This window comes from Labrenzia sp. 011, assembly GCF_003075075.1.
Classification (GTDB): domain Bacteria; phylum Pseudomonadota; class Alphaproteobacteria; order Rhizobiales; family Stappiaceae; genus Roseibium.
In genome coordinates, this window is the sequence record NZ_QCYM01000065.1 from 1 (window position 1) to 24,897 (window position 24,897).

The window sequence follows — 24,897 nt, forward strand, 5'->3', positions numbered from 1 at the left end:
GGAGACATGGGAAATCCCAGAAAATGGCTTGATGACACCCATAGAAACACGCTTGATTTCAGCAGAAATCTTATCGGCATTTTTCTTTAAGCTCGCATCTACCTTTACAACAGTGTTGTCGTTTGCCTTGATTTCCCCAAACTCAAATGTTTTCCTAGAGTCGGAAGAAATCTAACGAACATAATTCACAAATCTAAGAGATAGCCTTCGTGCCGCTGGTCTATCGTAGTAGATAGAAGACACACCAGCATGAAAATATTCCACGCCAGATTGCTTACTTGCCGTGTCAATTGGGACTTCCTTAACGCGAGCTGTCGCAGTGTTCTTTTCTAATCCATCGATAAGATATCTAGAACGTCTTCCGCCATTAGCTTGCTCATCAGCCTCTGCTAAAGCTTGCATGAACTTAAAAAATTTGCGTGCGAAAGCCTCACCATCAACTTCCTTGTTGAAGGCGGGTAACCCGTGAAGGGTTAACGTCAGTGTCTCCCTTTGATCAGACATTCAAACGATCAGCCACGCTTTTCTAAAACACTATCACGCATCTACGCTTCGGTAAAAAGGTAAAGATTTAAGCCAACGGCAGGACGTGCCGGAGGAGGGGAAGAGCACACAAAAAAGGCGGCCGATAGGGCCGCCCTTTTCATTCTGTTGACCGCGGCCTAGTCGAGGCGGCCGCTGGCGTGGGCCAGCATGGTGTAGACCTTGCCCGTGTCCGAGGTGAGATATGTCTGGCCCAGCATGTTGTCGCGATCGTTGCGCGAGACCTGGGCGAGAAGCTGCTCGAAATCGGCCACGTAGCGTTCCACTGCGGTGCGGAACTCGGGGTCGCGGGAATACTTCTGACGGATCTCGTCGAAGGTCTGCTGGCCCTGCAGCGTGTAGAGACGCCGGGTGAACACATGCCGTTCTCCGTTGCGATACCGGTTCCACAGATCGACGAAGGTCTCGTGATCGATTGCCCGGGCGATATCGACGGACAGGGAATTGAGGCTTTCAACGGTCTGCAGCGGCGTGCGGTCGAGCTGGGTGTCGGAGCTGGGATCCTCGTCGCGCGATGCACGGCGCAGGAGATCGGAAACCCAGCCCTTGCCGCCTGATACGCCGGCGTCGGCCTGTTGTGCCGGCTGCTGCCGTCGGGTGTCGATCGGACGGCCCTGGGCAGCCGGACGATGTTCGGCGGCAGGAGCCGGTTGCGGGCGGGCCGGTGCGGCGGGGGCGTAATTTGCCGGAGCCGGTACCGGCGACGCGGCAGCGCCTGCCATTGCGGCCTGCGGTCGGGAAATGTCGAGGACATTGGACTGTTTGGCCACGATTTCCGACAATTCGGTCAGCGCGCGGATCTGCTCGTTGACCACCTTGCGCAGCGCAGCGGAGGATTCCTCGGCCTCGTCCGGCAGGTTGAGGACGCCCTGTTTCAGTTCGGAGCGGGTCGCTTCCAGTTCGCGATGAACGTCGCGGGCCACGTCGCGCATGCGTGCGGCCGCATCGTTGAAGCGCTCGGATGCCTCGCTTACCGTGCGGGTCATCTCGGCGATGATGTCGTCCTGAGCGGAGCGGATCGCATCGCGTGCCTTCTGGCCTTCCATGCCGGCCGTCAGGCGCATGGATTCGAACTGTTCGGCCACCTGCCTTGAGGCAGCTTCGGCAGCCGCACCCAGCACGTTGGCCGCTTCGCGGGCCTTGTCGTCGGCCGTTTCCAGCGTGCTGGACAGGGTCTGCGTGAAGGAGCGCATGAGACTGTCGACGGCTTCGGTTTTCGCCAGCAGCGTATCGGCCACGTCCTCGATCGCCGTGCGGCGGTCGGTGACGCGGGTTTCCACGCTCCGGTTGGTTTCCTCCAGATGACGGGCCGCCTTGGTCAGTTCCTCCGACTGGTCGCCGAAGCGGCTCGTCAGGTTGGTGATATCCGCAAGGGTGGTTTCCGTTACGTCGCGCAGGTTGGCAACCTGTTCGGTAATGGAGGATGTCGTCAGATTGGTCTCGGTCACCGCGCGGTCGACCGCGGAGCGGAACTCGCCGGCGCGGCGGGCAAGATTGCCTTCCACTTCGCTGAGGTTCTCCCCGGCCGAGGCGACAATGTCCTGCAGGTTGGTGTTGGAGGCCTCGATCTTCGTAAGGATCTCGGTAACATCGGCTTCCAGCCGGCGCTTGGTCTCCGTGAGCAGGGTCGTGGCGTGTTCGCTGCGCTCGTTGATGCTGGTGACGATCCGTTCTCCGGCATCTACCAGCGAACGGGTTGCGTCCAGCCCGGTGTGGGCGAAGGCATCGGTGACATCGCGGCCCTTGACCGTGATGGCTTCCAGGATGGCCCCATGGACCTCGGACAGGCGTCCGGTCAGATCGTTGGCGCGCAGTTCGATGGCCTTGACCAGTTCGTTGCCATCCGTGCCGACAATCTTCGCCAGTTCGCCGGAACGGGCGCCGAAGGCCGCATTGAGGGTGGTGGCCTTTTCCAGAAGCTCGTTGGCGACCTCGTTGCCGCGACCCACCAGCAGTTCCGCGGCTTCCGCCACGGCGCTGTTGACCCGGGCGCGGACAATTCCGGCTTCGCTCGACATCTGGCCGCGGATCTCTTCCAGAGTCTTGGCGAGTGTCAGGCGGGCCTGTTCGCTTTCGGCGGACAGGTTGCCGGAAATCTCGGCGATCAGGCCGGACAGGTCGTTGCGGACCTTGTCGCTTTCCCCGGTGAGCGAGCCGCTGAATTCCGCCAGCGTGCCTGCATAGAGGGTGCGGGCCTTTTCGCTTTCCGCAGCCATGGCGCGGGCAGCTTCACCGACCGCGGAGAGCACAAGATCACGGATCTTGCTGCTTTCGCCGGACATGGAGCCGGTTGCCTGCTGCATGGCCGAAGTGACGGCATCCGCTGCCTTCTGGCTTTCTCCCACCAGAACGCCGCGGGCTTCGCCGACGGTGCCAAGCACGATCTGGCGCATGCGGTCGCCTTCGCCGGAAAGCTTCTCGGTCGCCTGGCTGAGGGCCCCGTCGACAATCTCGACCGTCTTGTTGCGTTCCTCGGACAGGGACTGGACCGCGGCTCCGACGGCTTCCTGAACCACATCGCGCAAGCGCGTGCTTTCGGTAGACAGGGTCGTGCCGGCTTCGGCGATCACGGTGGTGAGGATATCCCGGGCACGCTCGCTTTCATCGGTGAGTGTGCCGGAGATGCTTTCCAGGCGCTCGTTGAGCAGCGTCTCCAGCTGGGAGGCGCGGGTATCGAGAGTTTCGGCGACCTCGAAGACCTTGGCGCCCAGGGACACGTTGATCTCGGCGATCCGCTCGGAGAGGGACTCGGTGAGTTCCGCGCTCTGTTTGCCCAGAACGCTGCCGGCTTCCGCCAGCCTGTTGTCCAGTGCCGAGGTCATTTCCTCCTGGCCTTCGACGAAGGCCTGGGCGATTTCCTTGGTGCGGGAAATCAGGGTCTCGGAAATCTGGCGTGCCCGGGCGTCGAGCGTCTCGTCGATCCGGTCCGTGCCGCTGGTCATGGAAACCGACAGCAGTTCGGCCTTTTCGGCCATGGCCGATGCCGCACCGTCGACACGGGTCGACAGGGTCTGGCCGATCTCTTCGGCACGTTCGGCCAGGGTGTTGCCTGCGTCTTCGATGCGCTGACCGAGCTGCATGGTGATGGCGTCGGAACGATCCGCAAGAATATCGGTGATGTTGCGGGTCTTTTCCTCCAGCGCATCACTGATACCGCTCGTGCGGTGGTCGATGGCATCGGAGAGGATCTGCGTGCGGGTCTCAAGGGTCGCCTCGAAGGCAGCCGTCCGCTGGTCCAGGGTGAGATCCAGCGTGTTGATGTGGCTGCTGAGCGAGGTGTCTATCGTTGCGATCCGGTCGCCGAGTGAAACATCCATCATGTCGATGCGGGTCGCGAATGTGTTGTCGAGGCCGGACAGGCGGTTGTCGAGGGCTTCCGACAGGACTTCCGTCCTGGAATCGAAGGCTTCGATCAACTGGCCGCCGCGTTCGCCGACAAGGGTCTCCAGTTCGGCCAGACGCGAGGACAGGCCTTCCTGAAGGGCGTGGCCACGCACGTCCAGTGTTTCGGCGATCTTGCCGCTGATTTCGTTGATGTTGCTGGTGACACGGTCGCCGCGGCTGCCGATGAGCTCGGCAAGCTGGGTGCCGGTTTCGGCAAGCTTCTCGGTGAGAGCGGATGTCTGTTCGCCGAGACCGGTGGAGAACTGGTAGGAAATGCCTTCCAGTGTCTGGCGGAAGCCGTCCGTCTGCTGTTCCAGAACTGCCGCCATCTCGTTGCTGCGGGCTGCCAGTCGTTCGTCGAGCTCGCTGCCGTTGATGGAAATCGCGGTGTAGATGCGTTCGGAAATCGTGTCGAGCTTCTCTGCGAGTTCCCCGCCGCGCCCGGTGATGGTTTCGGTCAGCGTTCCTGCCGTCTCGTCCAGCTTGGAGGCGATTTCGCCGCCGCGCAGGGAGAGGTCTACAACAATGCTTTCGCCGGTTCCCCGCAGGATTTCAGCCACTTCGGTAGAACGGCTGGACAGGGTTTCGACGATTTCGGCACCACGGATGGAGATGGTGTCGGTAACGGTCTGTCCGCGTTCGGAGATGCTTTCGACGACCCGGTTGCCGGTGGCGGCAAGGGACTCGTCCAGCGTGGTCACGCGGGTGTCTACGGTGGCGACCAGTTCTTCGGTGCGGCTGGTGATCGTGTCGATCAGGCGGCCGGACGTCAGCGACAGGTTGGCATTAATTTCCTCACCGCGCTGGGTGATGATGTCGCCGACCGAGGCTCCGGTGCTTTCCATGGAATGCCGGAATTCATCGGCCTTGGTGCTCAGGGTCTCGATGACGGAGGTGCTGGAGGAGGTGAGGGTTTCGTTGATGTCGCTGCCACGCGCTGTCAGCGTCTCGACGAACTTGTTCGCCGTTTCGGCGAAGCGTTCGTTCACCTCGTTGCCGCGCTCCGTCATGGTTTCCCACATGGTGGAGCCGGTTTCGGCGAGATTGCCGACCAGTTCGTTGCCGGTGGTGGACAGGCGGGAGACATAGTCTTCCGCGCGCAGGGTGAGGGAATCCACCAGCTCGCTGCCGGAAGCGTGCAGGGTCGCGCCAAGGGTTTCGATGCGTGAATCCACGCTGGAGGTCAGTTCCTCCACGCGGCTGTTGACGGCATCGATCATCCGCTGGGTGGCCTGTTCGACCGTGGTGCCCAGTTCGCCGGACGTGTCGGTCATCTGGGAGGCGAAGCTCTCGTGGGCGCCGGCGATGGTTTCGCGCACCCGCTCGGCATTCATGACGATGGATTCACGCTGGCTGACCAGTTCCTCGATCAGGCTGCGGATCTTGAGTTCATTGTCGTTATAGGAGCGTTCGAGGGAAGAGACCTCGTTGTGGACCAGAACTTCCAGCTCGCTGGCGCGGGCGATCGCGCGCTCGATGCCGTCGCCCATGGCCGCGACTTCGCGGCGGATGGCCTGTCCGACACTGAGGATGGATTCCTTGGCCATGTCCTCCGGTTCGGCGAGCCGCAGTGCGACTTCCGTCATGCCGCGGGCGACGATGCGCATTTCCTGCGCCCGCCAGATCATCATGGCCATCACGAAGAAGAAGATGATCGGCACGATGATCCCGGCCCCGGCCAGGATCATCTCGGGCGAGGCGAGCAGCGCCTGCGGATCGTTGAGGGTGGCAATCCTGTCGGGGAAGGCGGTCAGGAAGAGGCTGCTGCCGAGAGCGGCCCAGATGGCGCTCAGGGCGAGGGCGCCCCAGAAGGGTGTGGAAGAGGGCCTGCGCTGCAGGGCATAGATCAGCGTGCCGATGTTGCGGCGGTCGTCATTTGCCGCAGGCGGGCGTCCGCCGCGTCCCCGGCGCCTGGACTGGCGCTGTTCGTCACGCTGGGACTGGCCCTGCTTGGTCGTCTGGGACCTGCGCCCCGTGTCCGCTTCCACAGCCAGGTTCGCTTCAGTCGCCGTTTCCGTCGCTGCAGTGTCCGGGCCGCCGAAATCAAGCTTCAGGGCTTCTTCAACAGCAGAGAGTGCTGCTTCCGCCGGATCTTTCGCCTTTATCGGATTTGCCATATAGGGTCGCCTCACGTCCGTACTCATTACACACCGGTAATTTCAGCCGGCTGCTGTTGCAGCCTTTCCACAGTGACTACCGGATGCGTCAATTTTACGGTCGCTGTTTCACAAAACAGCACCGTAAATCTTGTCCATGAGGAGGGCCGCCGCTGACCGACCGTGAACTTTCCGTTCGACGGTACACTCCCCACCTTGCCGCATCAGTAACTGTAATGGCACAATCTCTCCTAACGAACAAGAAACGGCAATAGCGCGAGTCACTTAGGGGACGGTTTGAATGCCTGAATCGAAGCATGACGACGTGGTGAAAGAGGGCCGGAACACCACTTCAGGTGTTGCGCTGAAAGCGGAAAATTTAACCGCTGCGCAAAAGCGATGGTTACTGAAGGGGCTCGATCAGCCCGGCGGGAAGTTACCATTGTTCGACAGCAGCGGACGGGAAATTCCGGCGCGTACAATCCGCGCCTGTATCGACGCGGGCTGGGCAGAACCTTGGTTTTCCAACCCAATCAAGCCCGATTGGCTGGTCTGCAAGCTGACGCCTGCAGCGATTGATGTTCTCTCCGCAAGTCAAAACCGGAATAAACGTTAACGCCGAATCAGATGATTAAAATTTTATCGATTCAATAAAACGGCGGATTTGCAAGGACTTTTTTAATCTCGTTTTGAAACCTGTGTTAATCCGCGTTAACCAAAAAAACAATTTTTTGGGGACATTCGGCCAAAGGGCGGGTCCGGAGGGCCGGTTTAACCGCGTGTTTGGGGATCCGGGCGCACAGTTGCGCAAGTCATAGCTTGCGGCGGGGTGCCGTCAGGCATGAGCAAAGCAGTTTGGAGCACCCTCATGGCCCCTTCATCCATGGCCCGTGTCGCCGGCCGGGCCGGACCCGAAGCACCGATCGATCTGGTGCGGCTGGCCACCAACACGCTTGGGAACCGGGATCTGGAAGTTCAGGTCCTGCATCTTTTCAAGTCGCAATCCACCACCACACTCGAACGGCTGGCGCGGGAAACCGACGCGGCGGTCCGGCTCGACCTCGTGCATACGCTGAAAGGCTCGGCGCTGGCGATCGGGGCGGAACGGGTCGCCGTGGTCTGCGAAACCCTCGAGGGAAAGATGAAAGCCGCACCCGATCCCGCGACCGAAGGCCTGATTGCCGCCGTCGACGAGACCAACCGCTACATCCGGGATCTTCTGGAAGGCTGAAACCGGAGGCCTGATTGAAGGGGAAGGGCGGTAACGACCTTCCTTGCGAGGCGTCTGTCCTGTTTCCCTTGCCTGCCGCTCCCATCCGGACCGCAGGGGCAATTTGTCCGGGGTAGATTGACGCGCGGAAACGGCACGGTCCTTGACCTTTTTCGCGGAAGCTTTATGTCGGGACGACCGGAGCGCGATGCGCCCTATGTGAATCGTTTGGAGCGGGCCGCCAGAGCCCGGAAGGTTCACGGCGGGTATGCAGCGCTGCATTGACCACAATTCGAGGCCTGGACGCGACGCATGCCGAAGATCACCTATATAAACGCCGATGGAACCCGGACCGATGTGGACGCCGCCGAAGGCTCCACCGTGATGGAGAATGCCATCAAGAACATGGTTCAGGGCATCGAAGCGGAATGCGGCGGCGCTTGCGCCTGCGCCACCTGCCATGTCTATGTGGACGAAGCCTGGACGGACAAGACCGGCACGGCGGAACCGATGGAAGAGGACATGCTCGACTTCGCTTATGATGTGAAGCCGACCTCCCGCCTGTCCTGCCAGATCAAGGTCACCAGCGAGATGGATGGCCTGGTGGTTCATGTGCCCGAGCGGCAGGCCTAGGGCCTGTCGCGTTAAATTGACTTCAGGCAATCACCCGAACGCATTTGCGATGCAAATGCCGCCTCGGGCGTCTGCCCGAAGCCAGGAATCCGTTTGGACGCGATACGCTTCAGAAATCTCCCGGATTTCAACCGGCACTCGGTCGCTCGGCCGGTCCCCGGCAAGGGAGCATTCTTTTCCTGCCGGGAGCTTGCGGCGGCGTCCGCCTATTCGGCGGGCTGGGGGAGCGGTTTGCGGTACCAGAAATGGACCTCGCGGCCTTCTTCCGGATTGCTCGGGATCAGGGTCGCCAGGACCAGGCTGGCCAATGCCATCGCGGCGCCGGCGAGGAAGACCGCAGCGGGCGAGACCAGCCAGATAAGACCGAAAATCACCGGAATGAACACGGCCGCAATGTGGTTGATCGTGAAGGCGACACCGGCGGTCGGGGCGATATCGGCCGGATCGGCGATCTTCTGGAAATAGGTCTTGATGGCGATGGCGATGGCAAAGAAGGCGTGGTCGACCACATAGAGGCTTGCCGCCAGGGTCGCGTTGGTGACGAAGGCATAGCTCAGGAAGACCAGGATCAGCCCGGCATATTCCAGAACCAGGGCCTTGCGTTCTCCGAAGCGCACGATCAGGCGGCCGATCTTCGGAGCCAGCAGCATGTTGAAGAAACCGTTGAGCAGGAACAGCCCGGCGACTTCGTGCACATCGTATCCGAACCGCTCGACCATCAGAAAGCCCGCGAAGACCGTGAAGATCTGGCGGCGGGCGCCGGCCATGAAGGTGAGGGCGTAGTAGAGCCAGTAGCGCCTTTTCAGGATCAGCTTCTTGTGCTGGGGCACGCCTTCGCGGAAATGCGGAAAGGCCATCATCAGGAAAACCAGCACCACGATCGTCAGTCCGCCGGCGATGGCGAAGACGGTGGTGAAGGACAGGTCGAACATCTTCCAGGCGACGAAGATGACGCCATAGGCAACCAGCTGGGCGAAGGCCCCGACGGAAATGATCTTGCCCATGCTGGCGGCGGCCGTTTCCTTCGGCAGCCATTGCAGGGACAGCGACTGGGCCATGGTTTCATAATAGTGAAACCCGATCGACATGATCAGCGTGGTGACATAGAAGCCCATCGCCGTGGGGAAATAGCCGGTGATGGCAACGCCGACGCCCAGCATCAGCAGGGACAGATAGGCCAGCGTCTGCTCGCGCATCAACAGCAGCAGGTAGATCGCCAGGAAACTCAGAAAGCCGGGAATCTCGCGGATCGATTGCTGGATGCCGATCTCGCGGCCGGTAAAGTGCAGCTCCTGAACCGCGAAATTGTTCATCAGGTTCCACCAGGCGGCGAAAGACAGCTGCATGGCGCCTGCCATGATCATCAGAAGCACCGCCGGGGAGCGCCAGCCGGTGACCTGGTCCGGGGAGGCGCTTTTGGTGAAATAGGTCATTTCGTAGCCGTAGAAAGAGTGAATTGATTCAGGGCCCAGCTTCTAAACCCATTTTTGTCTTGCGTGTTAGCGCTGTTTTGTCACGATATGTTTTTCACTCGCCAAAAAGTCGCGAGAGCCCTGTCTCCCGCGATGCGCGCAAGGCCGGTCCCGGGCGCAGGGGGCGGAAAATCCGGGGCGTTCGCAGCGCCGGGCGAGCGGACATTCGATCCGCAGGATGTCCCGGTCTGTACCCATGGACCGGTAAAAGCGGGTAAACCGGCAGGTGCTTCAGCCGGGATGGCGGACGGTCCGCCAATTCCGGTTGGCGCTGTGCTGGTTGACCGATCTTGAAATGAGCGCGCGTGGTGTGTGCGGTGAACCGGAGACGGGACGCAGGATACTCCGGCGGGAAGGGGCGACAGGACAATGAGCATTCATCCGGAACTCGCCGAGTTTCCCAGACATGCAGTGGCGGCGCCCATCATCGGCTACGCGCGGACCGAGCTCCAGGGCGAGAACAACGGCTGGCACGCCCATGATGCCGCCCAGCTTTTTCACGTGGTGACCGGCTCCATCGCCATCGATACCGACCTCGGCACCTTTTTCGTGCCGCCGGAGCGGGCCGTGTGGCTGCCGCCGCGGGTCAGCCACCAGACGCGCTATCTGACCGATACCCAGCTGCGCTATATCTATGTCCAGTTCGAGCATGCCCGGGATCTGCCGCAGACCCCGCAGGTGATGCAGGTGACCACCCTCCTGCGCGCGCTGATCCTGGAATTCATGTCCTATCCGCGCGCCGAAACGGAGAAGGGACCGGCCGCCCGGATTGCCGCCGTCATTCTCGATCAGCTGAAAATGCTGCCCGCGGCTCCGTTGCAGCTTCCCATGCCCCAGGGCGGGCGGCTGCGGGAGTTGTGCGAAGACGTGGTGCGCTGCCCGGCGGACGTTCCCTCCCTCGGCGAGGCTGCGGAACGCTGCGCCACTTCCGTCCGGTCCTTCGAGCGGCGGATCAAGGCGGAAACCGGGCTCAGCTACCGGACCTGGTGCCGGCAGGTGAAGCTGTTCCGGGCGCTTGAACTGCTTGCCTGCGGTCACAGCGTTTCCGATGTTTCCGACAAGCTCGGCTATGAAGGGCCGAGTGCTTTCGTGGCGACGTTCAGGAAATCCTTCGGGGTGACCCCCGGCCGCTATTTCGGCGGCGGCAATCCGGATTGATCTGCCTCATGGCAGCCATCGGCTTTCATGGCAATTGTCAGCCAATCGAACCTGCCGGAGACAAGAGCCATGTTCAAGAAAATCCTCGTTCCCCTGGATCCTGCCGAACCGGGCTTTGCGGAGGAGGCTCTTGCCAAAGCCTCGCAATTCGCCACGGACTATGGCGCCAGAATCCATCTTCTTGCGGTTTGTCCGGAAGTGCAAAGCTTCGTGGCCAGCCAGCTGCCGGAGGGCTGGCAGCAACGTGAAATCGAGGCGACCGGGCTCATTCTCGACAAGATCGGCGCAGGCCTGAAGGTTCCGGAAGGGATGGTCGATTGCCAGGTCCGTATGGGGACCGTCTACCACGAGGTCATCGAGGAGGCGGAAAAGACCGGTTGCGATCTCATTCTCATGACATCCCACAAACCGGGGCTGTCCACCTATTTCATCGGTTCCAACGCGGCCCATATCGTGCGTCACGCACCATGCTCGGTAATGGTGCTGCGCGGCAGCTGAGCCGTATGAAATGAGCCTGCCGCCGTCCCGGTCCTGCACCGGGACCAATCCATCGCGGCACAGGGTCCCGGCACAAGGCCGGGACGGCAGTGGTGGTGGCTCGCAGGAAAACACGCTGGCCTGGTTCCGGCCAAAGGACTGGGGCAGATTTGCCCTATCGCACCAGTTCCTTCATCGCTTCCGTCAGCCCTTCCAGGGTCATCGGGAACATGCGCCCGTCCATCAGCTCGTTCAGAATCTGGATGGACTGGGTGTAGCCCCAGTGTTCCTCGCGCACGGGATTGAGCCAGACCGCGCTCTTGTAAAGTCCGGTGATGCGCTGCATCCAGGCCGATCCCGGCTCCTCGTTCCAGTGTTCCACGGACCCGCCGGGATAGGCGATTTCATAGGGGCTCATGGACGCGTCGCCGACGAAGATGATCTTGTAGTCCGCCGGATATTTGTGCAGCACGTCCATGGTCGGCAGGCGTGCAGTGTGACGGCGGCGGTTTTCCTTCCAGACGAATTCATAGGGGCAGTTGTGGAAGTAGAAATGCTCCATAACCTTGAATTCCGACCGGGCGGCGGAAAAGAGTTCCTCGCACACGCGGATATGATCGTCCATTGAACCGCCGATATCGAAGAACAGCAGCACTTTCACCGCATTGTGCCGTTCCGGACGCATTCTGATGTCGAGCAGGCCCTTGTGGGCGGTCGAGCGGATGGTGTCGTCCAGATCCAGTTCCTCGGCCGCGCCGGTGCGGGCGAAATTCCGGAGGCGCTTGAGTGCTACCTGGATATTGCGCGCGCCCAGAAGCCGGGTGTCGTCCAGATCCTTGAATTCCCGCTTGTCCCAGACCTTGACCGCCCGCCGGTGCCGGCTTTCGTGCTGGCCGATGCGGACGCCTTCCGGATTGTAGCCATAGGCGCCGAAGGGGGAGGTCCCGGCCGTGCCGATCCACTTGCTACCGCCCTGGTGGCGCTTCTGCTGTTCCTTCAGGCGCTCGCGCAGGGTCTCCATCAGTTTCTCGAAGCCGCCCATGGCCTCGATCTGTGCCTTGTCCTCCTCGCTCAGATGCTTTTCGGCGAGCTTTCGCAGCCAGTCTTCGGGAATGTCGGTCGCCGGCACGTCGCTCAGAAGCTCCAGCCCCTTGAAGACATGAGCAAAAACACGGTCGAACTTGTCGAGATTGCTCTCGTCCTTCACCAGGCACAGACGGGCGAGGTAATAGAAGTCCTCGACGCTCTTTTCGGCCAGATCCTTGTCCAGCGCCTCCATCAGCGTCAGATACTCGCGCATCGAGACCGGAACCCCGGCGGATTTGAGCTCGGTGAAAAAATTGATGAACATGGAGGGAAAATAGCGATGCGTGCGCGGGCTGTCGAGGCGGGAATTCGTTGCCTTTCACCTTGAGGAGCCGTCCGCTGCGGCAGCGTCTTTCGTTACCGTCATGCCGGATCCCGGCGTTGCTTGCTGCCCGTGTGATCGCGCTCGCCGGTTCCCGGCGGGGCTTTTTCAGGCTTTTCGGTGAAAGACACCAGTTCGCCCATGAATTCGGAAATTGTGGGGCCCCTGGTGCCGATGAAGGGGGACGGGCGGCAGACGGCGATGGCGGCGATTCCGATGCGGGCGGTCAGCAGTCCGTTGATGACACCTTCGCCGAGCCGGGCGGACAGCCGGGCGGCCAGGCCGTGTCCCAGAACCTGGGAGGTGAGGCTGTCGCCCGCGGCCATGCCTCCGGTCACCGCCAGATGGGTCACGACGTGCCTGGCAAGACGCAGGAACCCGAGCATGCCGGGCCGTCCGCCATAAAGCGTCGACAGGCGGCGGATGGTTCTCAGGTTCTCGAACAGAACGGCGAGCAGGTCGACCAGCGCCCGGGGGCTGACGGCCGTGACCAGCGACACCCGCTTGGCACTGTTCATGACAATGCGGCGCGCTTCCAGGTCGAGGGGGGCGAGGAGGTCGCGTTCGGCCAGTTTCACCAGATCCGTGCCGTCGATCACCTCGCGCATGTGACCGGAAAGCAGCTTGCGGCCATGTGCGGTTTCGGGTCTGTCGCGATAGAGGGCGAGCAGATCCGTCAGTCCGGCGGTCGCCGTCCGGCTGTTGTCCGTATCTGCGGCCTCCTGCAGCCGGTCGCGCAGGTGATCTATGCGGGTGAGCCGCAGCAGGCCGGCAACTTCCCTGACGGCCAGGCCCAGCAGGCCGAGTGCCGCCACGGCGGTGAGGGCAAGGCCGAGCCAGCCCAGCCAGTCCGTGCGGGTAAACAGGTCGCGGATCAGGCTGTCGATGGCAAGGCCGACGGCGAGCGAGACAAGTCCGGACAGGCCGATGAACAGCCATTTTCCGAAGCGGAACCGGGCTTTCGGCGTGCTGGCGGCGCGCGGCAGGCGGGGTTCGTCATCCTCGGGAGGCATGCGGGTGATCAGGGCCTCGCCGGCGGAGGGTGTTCTCGTCTCGTCGTCGGTCATCCTGACCTTGGTGTCGTCAAGGCGGAAGGCAGCCGGCTTGCGGCCGGAGGGGGGCGGTGTCCCGGTCATGCCAGACGGTCTCCGATCAGGAATTCAAGGGCGCGGTCGAGACGAATATGCGGCAGTGACAATTTCAGACCCTCTGCCGTGGTGTCCAGCTCGGGAGGGCGGAATCGCAGGAACTGAAGATCCGCCTGCGCCGCGTGGAAGTCCGCTCGCTCTTGTTCAGAATTTGAGTCAGCTTGCCGAAAAACAGATTCAGGATCCTGCGGCAAGTCCCCGGGAAACATGGCGATTTCCGTTTCACCATCGTAAGTTTCCCCATTGAGGCGTTCACCTGGCAGAGGCGTTCCGAGGATTGCGGGGAGCTCTTCGCCCCGGTGTTTTATGGTTGCCTCGCGGGTGGCGCGCACGGCTGCCAGGGCGATGACGTCCACTTCGGCCCCCTTGAAGCGGGCGGTCTCCTCGGCGCGGGCGACCAGACGCCGAAGGATCGCTTCCAGCCGGTCGTGGTCACGCCTGTGCAGATGGTCCGCCTTGGTGGCGGCGAAAAGGATCCGATCGATGCGCCGGGTCAGGATCGAGGACAGCCAGCTGCGCTTGCCGGGCCGGAAGGCACCGAGAACCGCGCCGAGCGCCGTTTCCAGGTCGGCGAGCGCATGGGGGCCGGCATTCATGGCATGCAGCACATCCACGAGCACGATCTGCCGGTCGAGCCTGGCAAAATGATTGCGGAAGAACGGCCGGACCACATGGGTCTTGTAGGCTTCGTAGCGCCTTTCCATCATCGCCCGCACCGTTCCCGACCGGGCCGGGACCGCATTCGCGGGAATGTCGAGGGGGGCGAAGGTCAGGGCAGGGGAGCCATCCAGGTCTCCGGGCATGAGAAACCGGCCGGGCGGCAGCATGGACAGGGCGTGGGTGTCGTCCCGGCAGGCGGCGAGATAGGACTTGAAGGCGGCCGAGAGCGTGAGCGCCGCTGTTTCATTTTCCGCCGCATCGGGATCCACCGCCGCAAGCGCTTTCAGAAAGGGGGCGGCAATTCCACTTCTGTTGCCCGCCCGGGCGCGCTCAAGGGCCTCCGCGGAAAAGGTGGCGTAGTCGCGGGTCAGCAGCGGCAGATCCAGCAGCCATTCGCCGGGATAGTCGATCAGGTCCACATGCAGGCGGCCCGGCCCGAGCTTGCGGTAGAGATAGGATGCGCTCTCGAATTCGATGGTCAGCCGCAGTTCGGAGACCTGACGCGTCGAGTCCGGCCAGATGCGATCGGAGACGAGGGCACGGACATGGGCCTCGTAGTCGAAGCGCGGCACCGCGTCGTCCGGCTGGGGCTGGAGACTGGCGCCGGTGACACGGTGACCGGCCGCCGCGCTGAAGACCGGCAGGCGGCCGCCGTGGACCAGATTGTGGACCAGAGCCGTCAGAAAAACGGTCTTGCCGGACCGGGCAAGACCGGTCACGCCCAGACGCAGGCTGGGAACAGCCAGATCGCCGACCGCGTCGGTCAGGTTCGCAAGTGTCAGCCGGGTTTCCTCGGCAAAATTCGTAAACGGGTTCAAGAGCGCCTCCAGCGCGTTCATGTAGGCGCGGGAACGGGCAAGTGCAAATGCGGACTATCCCGGAGACCGGCCCTGGCGGGCTGGTGACCAGATGGTCAATCCGAGGTGTCTTTCAGGTCGCGCGGCCTGGTGAACCTTTCCAGGTGGCCGGTTTTGGGATGAAGCTCGGCCCAGTCGGCAATGTCGAAATCGATGACCGCCAGCGCTCCGGTGGGATATTTTTCCTCCAGATCCGCCAGGGCCTGCGGGTCTGCGGTTCCGCTCAAGGTCAGGGCACTGTTTTCCGTTGCCGGATTATGGCCGATCACCATCAGGTTCTGTGCCCTGCCGCCATATTTGCGGATGAGGCTGCAATAGTCGTCTTCGCTTTCGCGGTAGATATCGGAAATCAGGTGGATCTGGGCTTCCTGGGGCAGGAAGGGCAGCAGTCGCGCCAGGGTTTCACGGGTGCGCTGCGCGGTGGAACACAGGATCTGGTTGGGCAGCAGACCGTTGTCTTTCATGTAGCGCGCCATGGTCGCTGCGGCTGCCTTGCCGCGGCTGTTCAGCGGCCGGTCGATATCGGCGAGATCCTCGTCTCCCCATTCGGATTTGGCATGTCTTAGAAGGAGTAGCCGCATGTCGTGTTTCCGGATTTCTCGTTTGCGGTGGCGGTTCGCCGCGACCGTGATCGTGGCTGCGCGCCGTCAGTTCTGGCTGGCGAGAGCCTGGGTGAAGGCGGCCAGCGCCGGGCCGATCTCAACTTCCTGCGTCGGCAGGGTATACGACAGCCACAGGGTATAATCAGCTTTCTCGCCGGAAAAATACCAGAGTGTTTCGCACAGGCTTTTGGCTGTCCAGTTGCGGGTGCGGAAGGAGGTGCCTGAGGCGGCGGCGCCTGTCAGCCTGATCGGCTCGAAGCCGGCCGCCTTGTAGTTTCGCGAAAACGTCAGCGCCTCGCGGCGGCCCGTGTCTTCAAGGTGATTGCGCAATACGGCGGTTATGCCGCCGCGACCGGTATAGACGCAGCCGGCCAGACTGACCGCATCCCCCTGCATGACCTTGATGCGGTAGAAGGTGCCGATCATGTCCGGACAGCGCAGGCCGGTGAAATGACGCAGCCCGCTGAAGTCGCTCTGCCAGCCCGCATCCTGTTCCGGCGGAACCTGGGCCCGTGCCGGTTCCGGCATCAGGGCAGGCGGGACCAGACCGGAGGCGGCGAGCAGAAGCAGGATTGCGAGCGGTCTCGTCAAGGCAGTCTCTCCCCGGTCTTCAGGTTCGTTCCCGGCGCGTCATGAAAGCCAGACGTTCGAAAAGGTGGACATCCTGCTCGTTCTTCAACAGGGCGCCATGCAGCGGCGGGATCAGTCTGGCACTGTCCTGTTGACGAAGTGTTTCCGGATCGATGTCTTCGTTCAGCAACAGCTTGATCCAGTCGATGAGTTCGGAAGTGGAGGGCTTCTTCTTGAGGCCGGGCACGTCCCTGACATCATAGAAAAGGCGCAGGGCTTCCGAAAGCAGGCGCTTCTTGATGTCCGGAAAGTGGACTTCCACAATCTCGGCCATCGTTTCGGCGTCCGGAAACTTGATGAAATGGAAGAAGCACCGCCGCAGAAAGGCGTCGGGCAGGTCCTTTTCATTGTTGGACGTGATGATGACGACGGGCCGCTGTCTTGCCCGGATGGTGTCTCCCGTCTCGTAGACGTGGAATTCCATGCGGTCGAGTTCCAGCAGAAGGTCGTTCGGGAATTCGATATCGGCCTTGTCGATCTCGTCGATCAGCAGAACCGGCCTTTGCGGGGCGTCGAAGGCTTCCCACAGTTTTCCCTTGCGGATGTAGTTGTTGATGTCCTTCACCCGCTCGTCGCCCAGCTGGCTGTCGCGCAGGCGTGATACGGCATCGTATTCGTAAAGCCCCTGCTGGGCCTTGGTGGTGGATTTCACGTGCCATTCGATCAGCGGCGCGTCCAGCGCCAGGGCCACCTGCTGCGCGAGTACGGTCTTGCCCGTGCCCGGTTCTCCCTTGATGAGCAGCGGCCGCTCCAGCGCGACGGCTGCATTGACCGCAATCCGCAGGTCTTCCGTGGCGATATAGTCTTCAGTTCCTTCGAAACGCATGGGGCCGTCCATCCTGAATTGATTGCGCGAAAGGTGGCAGGCCCGGTCCAAGGACGCAAGTCCGTAAAGAGGAGGAGGCACAGCGCAGGGACAGACTTGCCCATTGCAGGCGGAAGTTTTTGCCCCTCATGCCGCCGGCTGCCGGGTTCTCCTGACGGTTTCAGGAAGAAGGATTCAATTAACTGATTGAATTTGCTTATGAAAAAATATCCGCTCCGACTTGGCACGTCCCTTGCGGAGAAAGGCCGACTATGGGCGCAAGCCCGCGACAATCGTGCCCAATCTATCAAGAGGACGAAACATGGGTATTTATGGGGCTATCAATACGGCGGTTTCCGGGTTGAGTGCGCAGGCCACGGCGCTGGAGAATATTTCCGGTAACGTCGCCAACTCGCAGACGACTGGCTACAAACGGCTCGATACGACTTTCTCCGATCTGGTATCCGGCGGCGGTTATACCCAGGCCGCGCAGGTGTCCGGCACCACCACGTCCACATCGCGCGCCACGAACTCGATCCAGGGCGACATCACGGATGTCGATGTGGATACCTATATGGCGATCAACGGCGAAGGCTATTTCGTCGTGACGCGGGCTTCGGACGTGGTCGACGGATCGACCTCCTTCGCCGAAGAGACCTTCTATACGCGCGCCGGCGATTTCGAGCGCGACCAGGAAGGCTACCTCATCAACGGGGCCGGATATTATCTTCAGGGGTTTCCTCTCGACCCTGATACGGGCAATGCCATCGGCGATGCACCCGAGGTGATCCGGGTGGAGAACCAGCCCCTGGCCGCTTCGGCCACGACAACGGTCGACTATCAGGCCAACCTGCCGCGCATCCCGCAGCCGGACGACTACGACGGCACGGACGCTTCGGCGCTGCTGAGCGGTACGGTCGGTACGGGCAATGTCGACGCCGCCCAGAATGATGACTTCCTCGACAGCTCCATCTCCGGCGGGTCGATTACCATTTACAACCAGAATGGTACGGCGATGAATATCGATGTCCGCTACGCCAAGACCGTGAACGAGGATGCGGGTGTTCCGGTGGAGGATACCTGGAACATGTATATCGCGACCGGCGAAGAGACCGGGGACACCTGGTACAATGTCGGCGAAGTCACTTTCGACAGCACCGGCGAGCTGAGCAGCATGGACGGAACGCTGGGAATCGGTACAGCCGATTTCGCCAACGAGAATTTCACCATCACCAGTCTGACCATCGGTGGAACAACGGTCTCCGATGTCGAGATATCCTTCGGCGGCGGCGCGCTGACCCAGTATTCGGATGCGGATGGCACCGCAAGTTCCGTCAGTCTTGACCAGGACGGTTTTCCTGCCGGCGAACTGGTCGGCGTGGCGGTCGATGAATCGGGCAGGGTGATCGCGAGCTATTCCAACAATCAGCAGCGTCCGGTCTTCGAAATTCCCCTGGCGACCTTCGAGGCCGATCAGAACCTGCAGCGCGTGGACGGGGCTGCCTTCGCGGCAACGTCTTCTTCCGGCGATCCGGATCTGACCGGCGGCGGACAGATCCGCTCGAACAAGCTGGAGCTTTCCAACGCGGATATCGCGGACGAATTTTCCAAGCTGATCATCACGCAGCAGGCCTATTCGGCCAACTCGAAGATCGTCACCTCCGCTGACGAGATGCTCGACAGCGCGTTGAACATGGTCAGGTAACTCTGACGTCTCCGGCGGGTTTCGACCCGCCGGTCCTTTCGCCCAAGCCGCAGCGTAACCCTGGGAGAAACCGCCATGGGACTGACAAGTGCCCTGAATACCGCGGTCTTCGGAATCAAGTACAATCAGCGCCAGTTGGACGTTACGGCGGCCAATATCGCGAATGCTGACACGGCCGGCTATTCAAAAAAGACGGTTTCGGCGAATGTCTATTTCGATACGCTGGGCAATGTTACCGGCGTAACGGCGACAGAAGTGCGGCGGATCGTTGATGACCAGATCCAGACCGACTATTTCGCCTCGCTTGCCGATACCAACTATGCAAAGCAGATTGCCGACTACACGGACCGGCTCGACGATATTTTCGGAACGCGGGACGACAGCAGCAGCGTGTCGACACTGGCCGGGGAATTGTCCTCTTCCCTTTCGCTGCTGGTGAACGACCCGGGGAATTTTGCCGCCCAGAGCGATGTTGTCGCGCTTGCCGATGCCTTTGCGCGAGAGCTCAATTCGGCCTACAGCCAGATTACGGATCTGCGCCAGGAGGCGGACAACAGCCTTGCACGCCAGACGGAAACCGTGAACGGCCTGCTTGCCAGTATCGAGGATATCGACGCGGCGATCCGGGATGCGACCCAGGCCGAAATTTCGAGCGCGGAAATGGAAGACGAGCGCGACCGGCTGGTCGAGCAGCTCTCCGGTTACCTGGACGTGAGCGTTACCAAGGATACCAACAACACGCTGTTCATCCAGACCGCCAACGGGGAACAGCTGTATGCGGACAACCGGGCGTCCACACTGAGCTTCGACGCTTCGCATTCGCTGCAGCCGGGGGATCCTGGCAATACGGTGCTGGTGACGACGCCCGGTGGAACCACCTACGATCTGATTTCCGCATCCCGGTCCGGCTCGCTTCTGGCAACGGCGGAATTGCGGGACGACATCCTGCTCGAGGCGCAAAAGCAACTCGATACGATTGCGGCGGAAACCTCGCTGGCATTTTCGAATGTCACCGAAGCCGGCACGGCGGTCACCGTCGGTCTGGACGAAGGGTTCGACCTGGATGTGTCCGCGCTGCAGCCCGGAAATACGATAACTCTGGAATATACCGACACATCGGGTGAGGCGCAGACCGTGACCCTGGTTGCCGTCGAGGATCCCGCGCTTCTGCCGCTGGACAATTCAGCCTCCGCGAATCCGAACGACACGGTCTACGGTTTCGACATCTCCAGCGGCACGCCGGCGACCTACATCACCAATATCGCCGCTGCGCTTGCAGGGACGGGGCTTCTCGTTAGCAACAACGGTTCCGACGAACTGCAGGTGCTGGGTGACAACACCGCGCCGACCAGCGTTGAAGGCCTGTCCGCGGAAGTGACCGTCACGGGCAGTTCGGACCAGGGTCTGGGGCTGGCGATCTTCGTCGATCAGCGCGACGGCCCCGAGCTTTTCACCGATGCTCTGGAAGATGGCGGCCAGCGGGTCGGATTTGCCAGCGGGATCAGTGTCAATCCGGAGCTGCTGGCCGACAGTGCGCTCCTGGTGAACTATCAAACAACACCGGAACCGAACAGCACCAACGATCCGGCTCGGGCGCAGTATCTGTCCGAGGCGCTCAAGAGCGGGGCGACCTATTTCGATCCGTCTTCGGGCATCGGCAGCACATCGACGCCGTTTCAGGGCACGATCCTGGACTTCGTGAACCACACGGTGGCATTCCAGGGCAATCAGGCGGAAGATGCGGCCACATTCGCGAACTCGAAGGAAACGCTTACCGTGAACCTGGCCGTGCGGTACGAGGAAAGCTATGCGGTGGACCTCGATGCGGAACTCGCCTTCATGGTGCAGCTCGAAAACGCCTATGCGGCCAATGCGCGTGTCATGCAGACCATCAAGGATCTCTTCGACGAGCTCCTGACAATCGTTTAGTGCGGGAAGTGACCTATGACCATCGGTAACATCACGACCTCCAGAAACTATCTGACCCGGCAGCTCACGGAGATGAACGACCTGCTGGCGGAGAAGACGACGCAACTTGCGACAGGCAAGGTCGGGACCACGTACGGAGATGTCGGAGACCGGCGGCTTCTGGACATTCAGCTGACGCAGAAGGTCAGCATGATCGAAACCTATCAGGAGACGATCACCGTCGCCAATCTGCATCTCGAGACCATGACCATGTCACTGGAGCGACTGGAAGATATTCGCCGGGACGCGAAAACGGCTCTCGATACCAATGATTTCGTCATCCAGAACGACGGCCAGACGCAGACCCAGGCCCGGGCAGAGCTGCTGCTCAATGAAACGCTGAATATCCTCAACACGGAAATCGCAGGATATTACGTTTTCGGCGGTACCGATGCCGTCGATAGCCCGGTGGCCTCCATGGACGCCATTCTCGACGGTGCGGACGGTCTTGACGGGCTGAGAACCTACATGAGCCAGTTTGCCGAGGCCAATCTGGGTGCGAGCAATACCGGGCGCACGACAATCTCGGCTCTGACGACCAACTACGCGGGCGCCATTCCAACGGATTCCACATTCACGCTGGCGGAAGACGGGGCCCATGATTTCGGGTTCGATATCTCCGCCGTCACGTCGACACTCAGCAACGTGACGGTCACCGGCCCGGCGGCCGCGGATCCGGACAGCGTGGATTTCGCGTTTACCGGCCAGCCGGATCTGGGAGAAACCATCTCCATCGAACTGAGCATGCCCCCCGATCACACGGATACGATCTCGATCGAGCTGACGGCCGCTCTCACGAACGAAGGGGAGGGGTCGTTCGTTGTCGGTGCAGATCTCGAGGAGACGGCGCAGAATCTTCGCGATGCGATCGCCGCCGAAATCGAGAACCAGGCGATGACGACCTTGCGCGCGGTTTCCGATGCCTGGGCCTCGGACGAGTTCTTCAGCACCTTCGCGGGCGAGGAACCGCAACGGGTGGACGGTCCTCCCTATGACAGCGCCACCGCCATGACCGCGGGAGGGTCGACCACGGTCGCATGGTACACGGGAACCAACACTGCCACCTCGGACCCGCGGACGGACAAGAATGCGGTGATCGACACCAATCTGACAGTGAACTACGGCGTCCGGGCCAATGAGGATCCGCTCAAGGAGCTGGTGCAGTCCCTGGCGGCCTTCGTGGCGGCGGACTTCTCCGACGCCACGGCGACGGACGAGGAATATTACAACGCCCTGTCGACGGACATGCGCACGCTCCTGCAGCCCGAGGGGGTGGACCAGTCCGGCATCGTCGACATATCGACCGACATTGCGATTACCCACCGCACGATGTCATTGACGGACGACAGGCACGATCAGACCAGGAACAGCTATGAGGGCACCATCTCCGAAATCGAAGGCGTGGACACGGAACTGGTCGCCGCGCAGATCCTGACGCTGCAGAACAATATCGAGGTGTCCTACCGGGCTTCCGCGATCATCTACAACCTGTCTCTCTCCGATTATCTTTGATCCCGGCGTTCGGGCGTGCTTGAAAAGCACGCCCGAACAGATCGGCTTTTTCTCTTTATGATGCGCGGGAGAAGATCAGGGCCTCAGGGGCCAAGGGAGATCTTCGCGCTCAAACGGGCAATCAGGCAAATTCCGGTCACACAAAAGCCGGTGCGAAAATCGCACCGGCTTTTGCATTTCCATATGAAGAGCGAAGGGGCCGCCTGTCGCGCTGCGCGGTATCCTGCGATCAGATGAGCGCAGGGGAGACGCTCTTTCCTGTCAAACGTTCCCGGTTTCCTGAGCGGCGGCAGCTTCCGGCTGCGACCGGAGCCCTTCGGCGATGGCCCTGTTGATCCCGATGATGGACGTGAGCTTGTTGGCGTCGTCGTCCGTCATGATCGCAATCGTCTGTTTGAAAATGAACACACCCAGGGTGGCGATGTTGTTCTTGATATCCTGCGGCAGCTGGCTTTCTTCGCTGGTGGCGGATGTCACCAGGATCGTCCAGAGCTTACGGTTGTAGACGAGCGCGTCGTCCTTTTCGGCGAGTGAAGAGTCTTCCCATTCATCCTTGATCAACTGGAGCCGTGCCGCGGCTTTCATCAGCAGATTCGCTTCCAGCTCCCTGGGCGATATCGCCACCTGGCTCGTTTTCTGGTAAGCCTGCGCTGCCTGCTTGTACATGACCGATCAGCGTCCCTTCATACTCAATGAGCTTGCGTGCTTCTTTCAGTGCTTTATAAAACGCGCCGGTAATGATGTAATTACTGATCCTCGTAATATAGGGGATCGTACTCGGCGCGGCTTCCACTATATCGTTGACGAGTGTGAAGTAGTTCTCCTGAATTCTCTGCACATCTGTCGACAGATACATCAGCTGAACGGCCAGATAGACGCGTTTCGCCGGTGTATCCGCGGTGGCAGGTGTGAGAATATCCTTTTCCCGCAGAATGGGCGCCTGGCCTTCGATAAAAAGGCGGGTTCGCTGATTATCGTTGGTGATGACACTGTCACCAATAATAATCCGCTCGCCCGGTTTCAGCTCAACCTTGAGCGCCATTCCGTGACCTCCACATGCGAGTATCGACCGAATCGTTGACCAATTAGTTAACGTCCGTTGCCGGTACCTTACCGATTTTCACTGTAGTTGTTAACCGAACAGGCTCAGAACGCTCTGATCTGCCTGGTTCGCCAGCGACAGCGCCGTCGACGAAAGCTGCTGACGGGTCTGCAGCGCCAGCATGTTTGCGCCTTCTTCGTTCATGTCCGCGATGGTCAGTTTGCCTGCGCCGACTTCGAGCGTGTTGATCATGTTCTCGGTGAAATCGGTGCGCACCTCGACAGTGGAGAGGGCCGTGCCCATCGCCCTGGCCGCGGATCTGAGTTCGTCAAGAGCGGCATTGATCGCCTGAAGGGCCCGGTCGATATCCGTGTCTGTCTTGAATTCCGACGCGGCCGCCGTAAGGCCGACCGTTCCACTTGCTGTTGCGAGAGTCGGCCTGTTGAAATCCGCATTGCTGCTGCTGATATCGAAGGATACTTCTCCGATCAGGCTGATGCTTCCGCCGGAGAATGATGCGTCCAGGCCCTTGACGTTGTTCAGGAAACTCACAAAGTCACTGACCGTGGTCTCGTCGTCGATCTCGATCGATGCAGGTTCGAAGCCGTTGCCGTCGGTGACTGTGATTGTGTCGCCTGCCTGGAACCCGCCGGAGGAAATCAGCGTTGCCCCCTCGGTGAGGGCGGTAACGGTCAGGCTTGTCGTCGTGCCGCCGGTAGCGCCACCGTCAGTTGCCGTGCCGCCGCCGGTGGCATCCTTCGAAATCGCCAGCGGATTGTCGAGTCCGGACGTGATTGTGATCTGGTCGGACGTCTCGTCGAAGCTGGCGTGGATGCCGTTGAGGCCGTCCAAGGCGTCGATGTAGTCCTGTACGGTCACGATGTCCGTGCCGACCGTGAAGGAGGTGGTTCCGGAACTGTCGGTCACCGTGACAATGTCGCCGTCGGCCCAGTCTCCCAGGTCGTTCAGGTTCGACGATGCCTGCAGCCCGGTCAGGTCCAGGGTGGTCGATCCGCCGAAGAGATTGAAGGAAGACGTTCCGGTGCCGCCCGGGTCGAGATCGTCCAGATTGAGGCCGTCATCCAGGGTCGTATCGGTGAAGTCGACCGGATTGATCGTGAGGTTCGAGGTCGAATCCTCGTTGAAGATCACTTCCAGCTCATTGCCGGCACCCGAAAGAAGGTTCTTGCCCTTGTATCCGGAATCTCGGGCCATATCCTCGATCTGCTGGAGAAGATCGTTGTACTGGCTGGTGTATTGCTTGCGTTCATACTCGCTGGAGGTCTGGAGCGCCTGGTTCGCGATGGCTTTGGCCGATTCGACGAGTTTCGTGATCGACGTGATGCCCTCATCGGCCGCCCGGATCGTCTGAACTCCCTGACCCATGTTGTCGAGCAGGTTGGCCAGGTCGCTCGCCCGGTCGTTCAGGGACTGGGCCGTGAAGAACGAGTTCGGGTTGTCCAGCGCCGAGTTAACTTTCAATCCGGTCGCAAGTCGTCCTTGCGTGATCGATTGAAGGCTTGCTGTTTGCTTGAGCGACAGGAGATTGTCCCGGACCGCACTGGAAAGAACAATATCAGGCATCAG

The 24,897-nt window shown here is 61.1% G+C and carries 20 protein-coding genes; 8 read left to right on the forward strand and 12 right to left on the reverse strand.

The annotated features are described in order from the left end of the window. Positions 1–171: 171 nt before the first annotated feature. Both DCO57_RS23420 and DCO57_RS23035 read right to left on the reverse strand, forming a co-directional pair. Positions 172–504: a hypothetical protein gene (locus DCO57_RS23420; protein ID WP_133192753.1), complete on the reverse strand. Its 333-nt coding sequence runs from the start codon at positions 502–504 to the stop codon at positions 172–174. Between the two features lie 158 nt (positions 505–662). Next, positions 663–6,044 (reverse strand): antitoxin, encoded by a 5,382-nt coding sequence (locus DCO57_RS23035; RefSeq protein WP_116701264.1) that lies wholly within the window; start codon positions 6,042–6,044, stop codon positions 663–665. A gap of 280 nt (positions 6,045–6,324) precedes the next feature. Here DCO57_RS23035 and DCO57_RS23040 point away from each other — a divergent pair, with 280 nt between their 5' ends. The 3 genes from DCO57_RS23040 to DCO57_RS23050 all read left to right on the forward strand — a co-directional run bounded on the left by DCO57_RS23040 (position 6,325) and on the right by DCO57_RS23050 (position 7,866). Continuing rightward, positions 6,325–6,639: a hypothetical protein gene (locus tag DCO57_RS23040; RefSeq protein ID WP_205756264.1), complete on the forward strand. Its 315-nt coding sequence runs from the start codon at positions 6,325–6,327 to the stop codon at positions 6,637–6,639. Positions 6,640–6,891: 252 nt separating this feature from the next. Beyond that, the gene (locus DCO57_RS23045) at positions 6,892–7,254 is read left to right on the forward strand and encodes an Hpt domain-containing protein (RefSeq protein ID WP_208978104.1); all 363 of its coding nucleotides are present in this window, start codon (positions 6,892–6,894) and stop codon (positions 7,252–7,254) included. 291 nt (positions 7,255–7,545) lie between these two features. Further along, entirely contained in the window at positions 7,546–7,866 is a 321-nt protein-coding gene (locus DCO57_RS23050) for a 2Fe-2S iron-sulfur cluster-binding protein (protein ID WP_116701266.1), read from the forward strand. Between the two features lie 206 nt (positions 7,867–8,072). On the opposite strand, the gene DCO57_RS23055 is transcribed toward DCO57_RS23050, so the two are convergent. Continuing rightward, positions 8,073–9,299, reverse strand: coding sequence for an MFS transporter (locus DCO57_RS23055; protein WP_116701267.1), 1,227 nt, complete (start codon positions 9,297–9,299; stop codon positions 8,073–8,075). A gap of 408 nt (positions 9,300–9,707) precedes the next feature. Between DCO57_RS23055 and DCO57_RS23060 the strand changes: the two genes are divergently transcribed. Then, the gene (locus DCO57_RS23060) at positions 9,708–10,496 is read left to right on the forward strand and encodes a helix-turn-helix transcriptional regulator (RefSeq protein WP_116701268.1); all 789 of its coding nucleotides are present in this window, start codon (positions 9,708–9,710) and stop codon (positions 10,494–10,496) included. A 69-nt stretch (positions 10,497–10,565) separates the two neighbouring features. Further along, positions 10,566–10,994 carry a universal stress protein gene (locus tag DCO57_RS23065; RefSeq protein ID WP_116701269.1) on the forward strand — a complete coding sequence of 143 codons (429 nt, stop codon included), beginning with the start codon at positions 10,566–10,568 and terminating at the stop codon, positions 10,992–10,994. A 154-nt stretch (positions 10,995–11,148) separates the two neighbouring features. Here the strand turns inward: DCO57_RS23065 and DCO57_RS23070 are convergent, their stop codons facing one another. The 6 genes from DCO57_RS23070 to DCO57_RS23095 form a co-directional block, all read right to left on the reverse strand. Further along, on the reverse strand, positions 11,149–12,324 hold the full coding sequence (locus DCO57_RS23070; protein WP_116701270.1) for a VWA domain-containing protein: 1,176 nt from the start codon (positions 12,322–12,324) through the stop codon (positions 11,149–11,151). A gap of 98 nt (positions 12,325–12,422) precedes the next feature. Then, positions 12,423–13,517, reverse strand: coding sequence for a TIGR01620 family protein (locus DCO57_RS23075; RefSeq protein ID WP_116701271.1), 1,095 nt, complete (start codon positions 13,515–13,517; stop codon positions 12,423–12,425). Continuing rightward, complete coding sequence (locus DCO57_RS23080; protein ID WP_116701272.1) at positions 13,514–15,028, reverse strand: YcjX family protein; 1,515 nt, start codon at positions 15,026–15,028, stop codon at positions 13,514–13,516. The genes DCO57_RS23075 and DCO57_RS23080 overlap by 4 nt, the downstream gene beginning before the upstream one ends. A gap of 74 nt (positions 15,029–15,102) precedes the next feature. Then, positions 15,103–15,627, reverse strand: coding sequence for a histidine phosphatase family protein (locus DCO57_RS23085; RefSeq protein WP_116701273.1), 525 nt, complete (start codon positions 15,625–15,627; stop codon positions 15,103–15,105). Positions 15,628–15,693: 66 nt separating this feature from the next. After that, entirely contained in the window at positions 15,694–16,239 is a 546-nt protein-coding gene (locus DCO57_RS23090) for a hypothetical protein (protein WP_208978105.1), read from the reverse strand. Between the two features lie 19 nt (positions 16,240–16,258). Further along, positions 16,259–17,104, reverse strand: a complete 846-nt coding sequence (locus DCO57_RS23095) for a MoxR family ATPase (protein ID WP_116701300.1) — start codon at positions 17,102–17,104, stop codon at positions 16,259–16,261. Between the two features lie 301 nt (positions 17,105–17,405). Between DCO57_RS23095 and DCO57_RS23100 the strand changes: the two genes are divergently transcribed. The 3 genes from DCO57_RS23100 (at position 17,406) to DCO57_RS23110 (ending at position 22,268) form a co-directional block, all read left to right on the forward strand. After that, positions 17,406–18,788, forward strand: coding sequence for a flagellar hook-basal body complex protein (locus tag DCO57_RS23100; protein ID WP_116701274.1), 1,383 nt, complete (start codon positions 17,406–17,408; stop codon positions 18,786–18,788). Positions 18,789–18,863: 75 nt separating this feature from the next. Then, complete coding sequence (flgK, locus tag DCO57_RS23105) at positions 18,864–20,717, forward strand: flagellar hook-associated protein FlgK (RefSeq protein WP_116701275.1); 1,854 nt, start codon at positions 18,864–18,866, stop codon at positions 20,715–20,717. A gap of 15 nt (positions 20,718–20,732) precedes the next feature. Then, positions 20,733–22,268, forward strand: a complete 1,536-nt coding sequence (locus tag DCO57_RS23110) for a flagellar protein (RefSeq protein ID WP_116701276.1) — start codon at positions 20,733–20,735, stop codon at positions 22,266–22,268. A 261-nt stretch (positions 22,269–22,529) separates the two neighbouring features. Here DCO57_RS23110 and flaF read toward each other — a convergent pair whose 3' ends face one another. The 3 genes from flaF to DCO57_RS23125 form a co-directional block, all read right to left on the reverse strand. Then, positions 22,530–22,934, reverse strand: coding sequence for a flagellar biosynthesis regulator FlaF (gene flaF, locus DCO57_RS23115; RefSeq protein ID WP_116701277.1), 405 nt, complete (start codon positions 22,932–22,934; stop codon positions 22,530–22,532). Further along, entirely contained in the window at positions 22,816–23,310 is a 495-nt protein-coding gene (flbT, locus tag DCO57_RS23120; protein WP_116701278.1) for a flagellar biosynthesis repressor FlbT, read from the reverse strand. Before flbT ends, flaF begins: the two co-directional genes overlap by 119 nt. 90 nt (positions 23,311–23,400) lie before the next feature. Then, positions 23,401–24,894 (reverse strand): flagellin, encoded by a 1,494-nt coding sequence (locus DCO57_RS23125; RefSeq protein WP_116701279.1) that lies wholly within the window; start codon positions 24,892–24,894, stop codon positions 23,401–23,403. Positions 24,895–24,897: the final 3 nt, after the last annotated feature.

Bases quoted from the DNA above. Each gene is read 5' to 3' on its own strand.
- DCO57_RS23420 (WP_133192753.1), bottom strand. From the start codon at position 504: ATGTCTGATCAAAGGGAGACACTGACGTTAACCCTTCACGGGTTACCC.
- DCO57_RS23035 (WP_116701264.1), bottom strand. From the start codon at position 6,044: ATGGCAAATCCGATAAAGGCGAAAGATCCGGCGGAAGCAGCACTCTCT.
- DCO57_RS23040 (WP_205756264.1), top strand. From the start codon at position 6,325: ATGCCTGAATCGAAGCATGACGACGTGGTGAAAGAGGGCCGGAACACC.
- DCO57_RS23045 (WP_208978104.1), top strand. From the start codon at position 6,892: ATGGCCCCTTCATCCATGGCCCGTGTCGCCGGCCGGGCCGGACCCGAA.
- DCO57_RS23050 (WP_116701266.1), top strand. From the start codon at position 7,546: ATGCCGAAGATCACCTATATAAACGCCGATGGAACCCGGACCGATGTG.
- DCO57_RS23055 (WP_116701267.1), bottom strand. From the start codon at position 9,299: ATGACCTATTTCACCAAAAGCGCCTCCCCGGACCAGGTCACCGGCTGG.
- DCO57_RS23060 (WP_116701268.1), top strand. From the start codon at position 9,708: ATGAGCATTCATCCGGAACTCGCCGAGTTTCCCAGACATGCAGTGGCG.
- DCO57_RS23065 (WP_116701269.1), top strand. From the start codon at position 10,566: ATGTTCAAGAAAATCCTCGTTCCCCTGGATCCTGCCGAACCGGGCTTT.
- DCO57_RS23070 (WP_116701270.1), bottom strand. From the start codon at position 12,324: ATGTTCATCAATTTTTTCACCGAGCTCAAATCCGCCGGGGTTCCGGTC.
- DCO57_RS23075 (WP_116701271.1), bottom strand. From the start codon at position 13,517: ATGACCGGGACACCGCCCCCCTCCGGCCGCAAGCCGGCTGCCTTCCGC.
- DCO57_RS23080 (WP_116701272.1), bottom strand. From the start codon at position 15,028: ATGAACGCGCTGGAGGCGCTCTTGAACCCGTTTACGAATTTTGCCGAG.
- DCO57_RS23085 (WP_116701273.1), bottom strand. From the start codon at position 15,627: ATGCGGCTACTCCTTCTAAGACATGCCAAATCCGAATGGGGAGACGAG.
- DCO57_RS23095 (WP_116701300.1), bottom strand. From the start codon at position 17,104: ATGCGTTTCGAAGGAACTGAAGACTATATCGCCACGGAAGACCTGCGG.
- DCO57_RS23100 (WP_116701274.1), top strand. From the start codon at position 17,406: ATGGGTATTTATGGGGCTATCAATACGGCGGTTTCCGGGTTGAGTGCG.
- flgK (WP_116701275.1), top strand. From the start codon at position 18,864: ATGGGACTGACAAGTGCCCTGAATACCGCGGTCTTCGGAATCAAGTAC.
- DCO57_RS23110 (WP_116701276.1), top strand. From the start codon at position 20,733: ATGACCATCGGTAACATCACGACCTCCAGAAACTATCTGACCCGGCAG.
- flaF (WP_116701277.1), bottom strand. From the start codon at position 22,934: ATGTACAAGCAGGCAGCGCAGGCTTACCAGAAAACGAGCCAGGTGGCG.
- flbT (WP_116701278.1), bottom strand. From the start codon at position 23,310: ATGGCGCTCAAGGTTGAGCTGAAACCGGGCGAGCGGATTATTATTGGT.
- DCO57_RS23125 (WP_116701279.1), bottom strand. From the start codon at position 24,894: ATGCCTGATATTGTTCTTTCCAGTGCGGTCCGGGACAATCTCCTGTCG.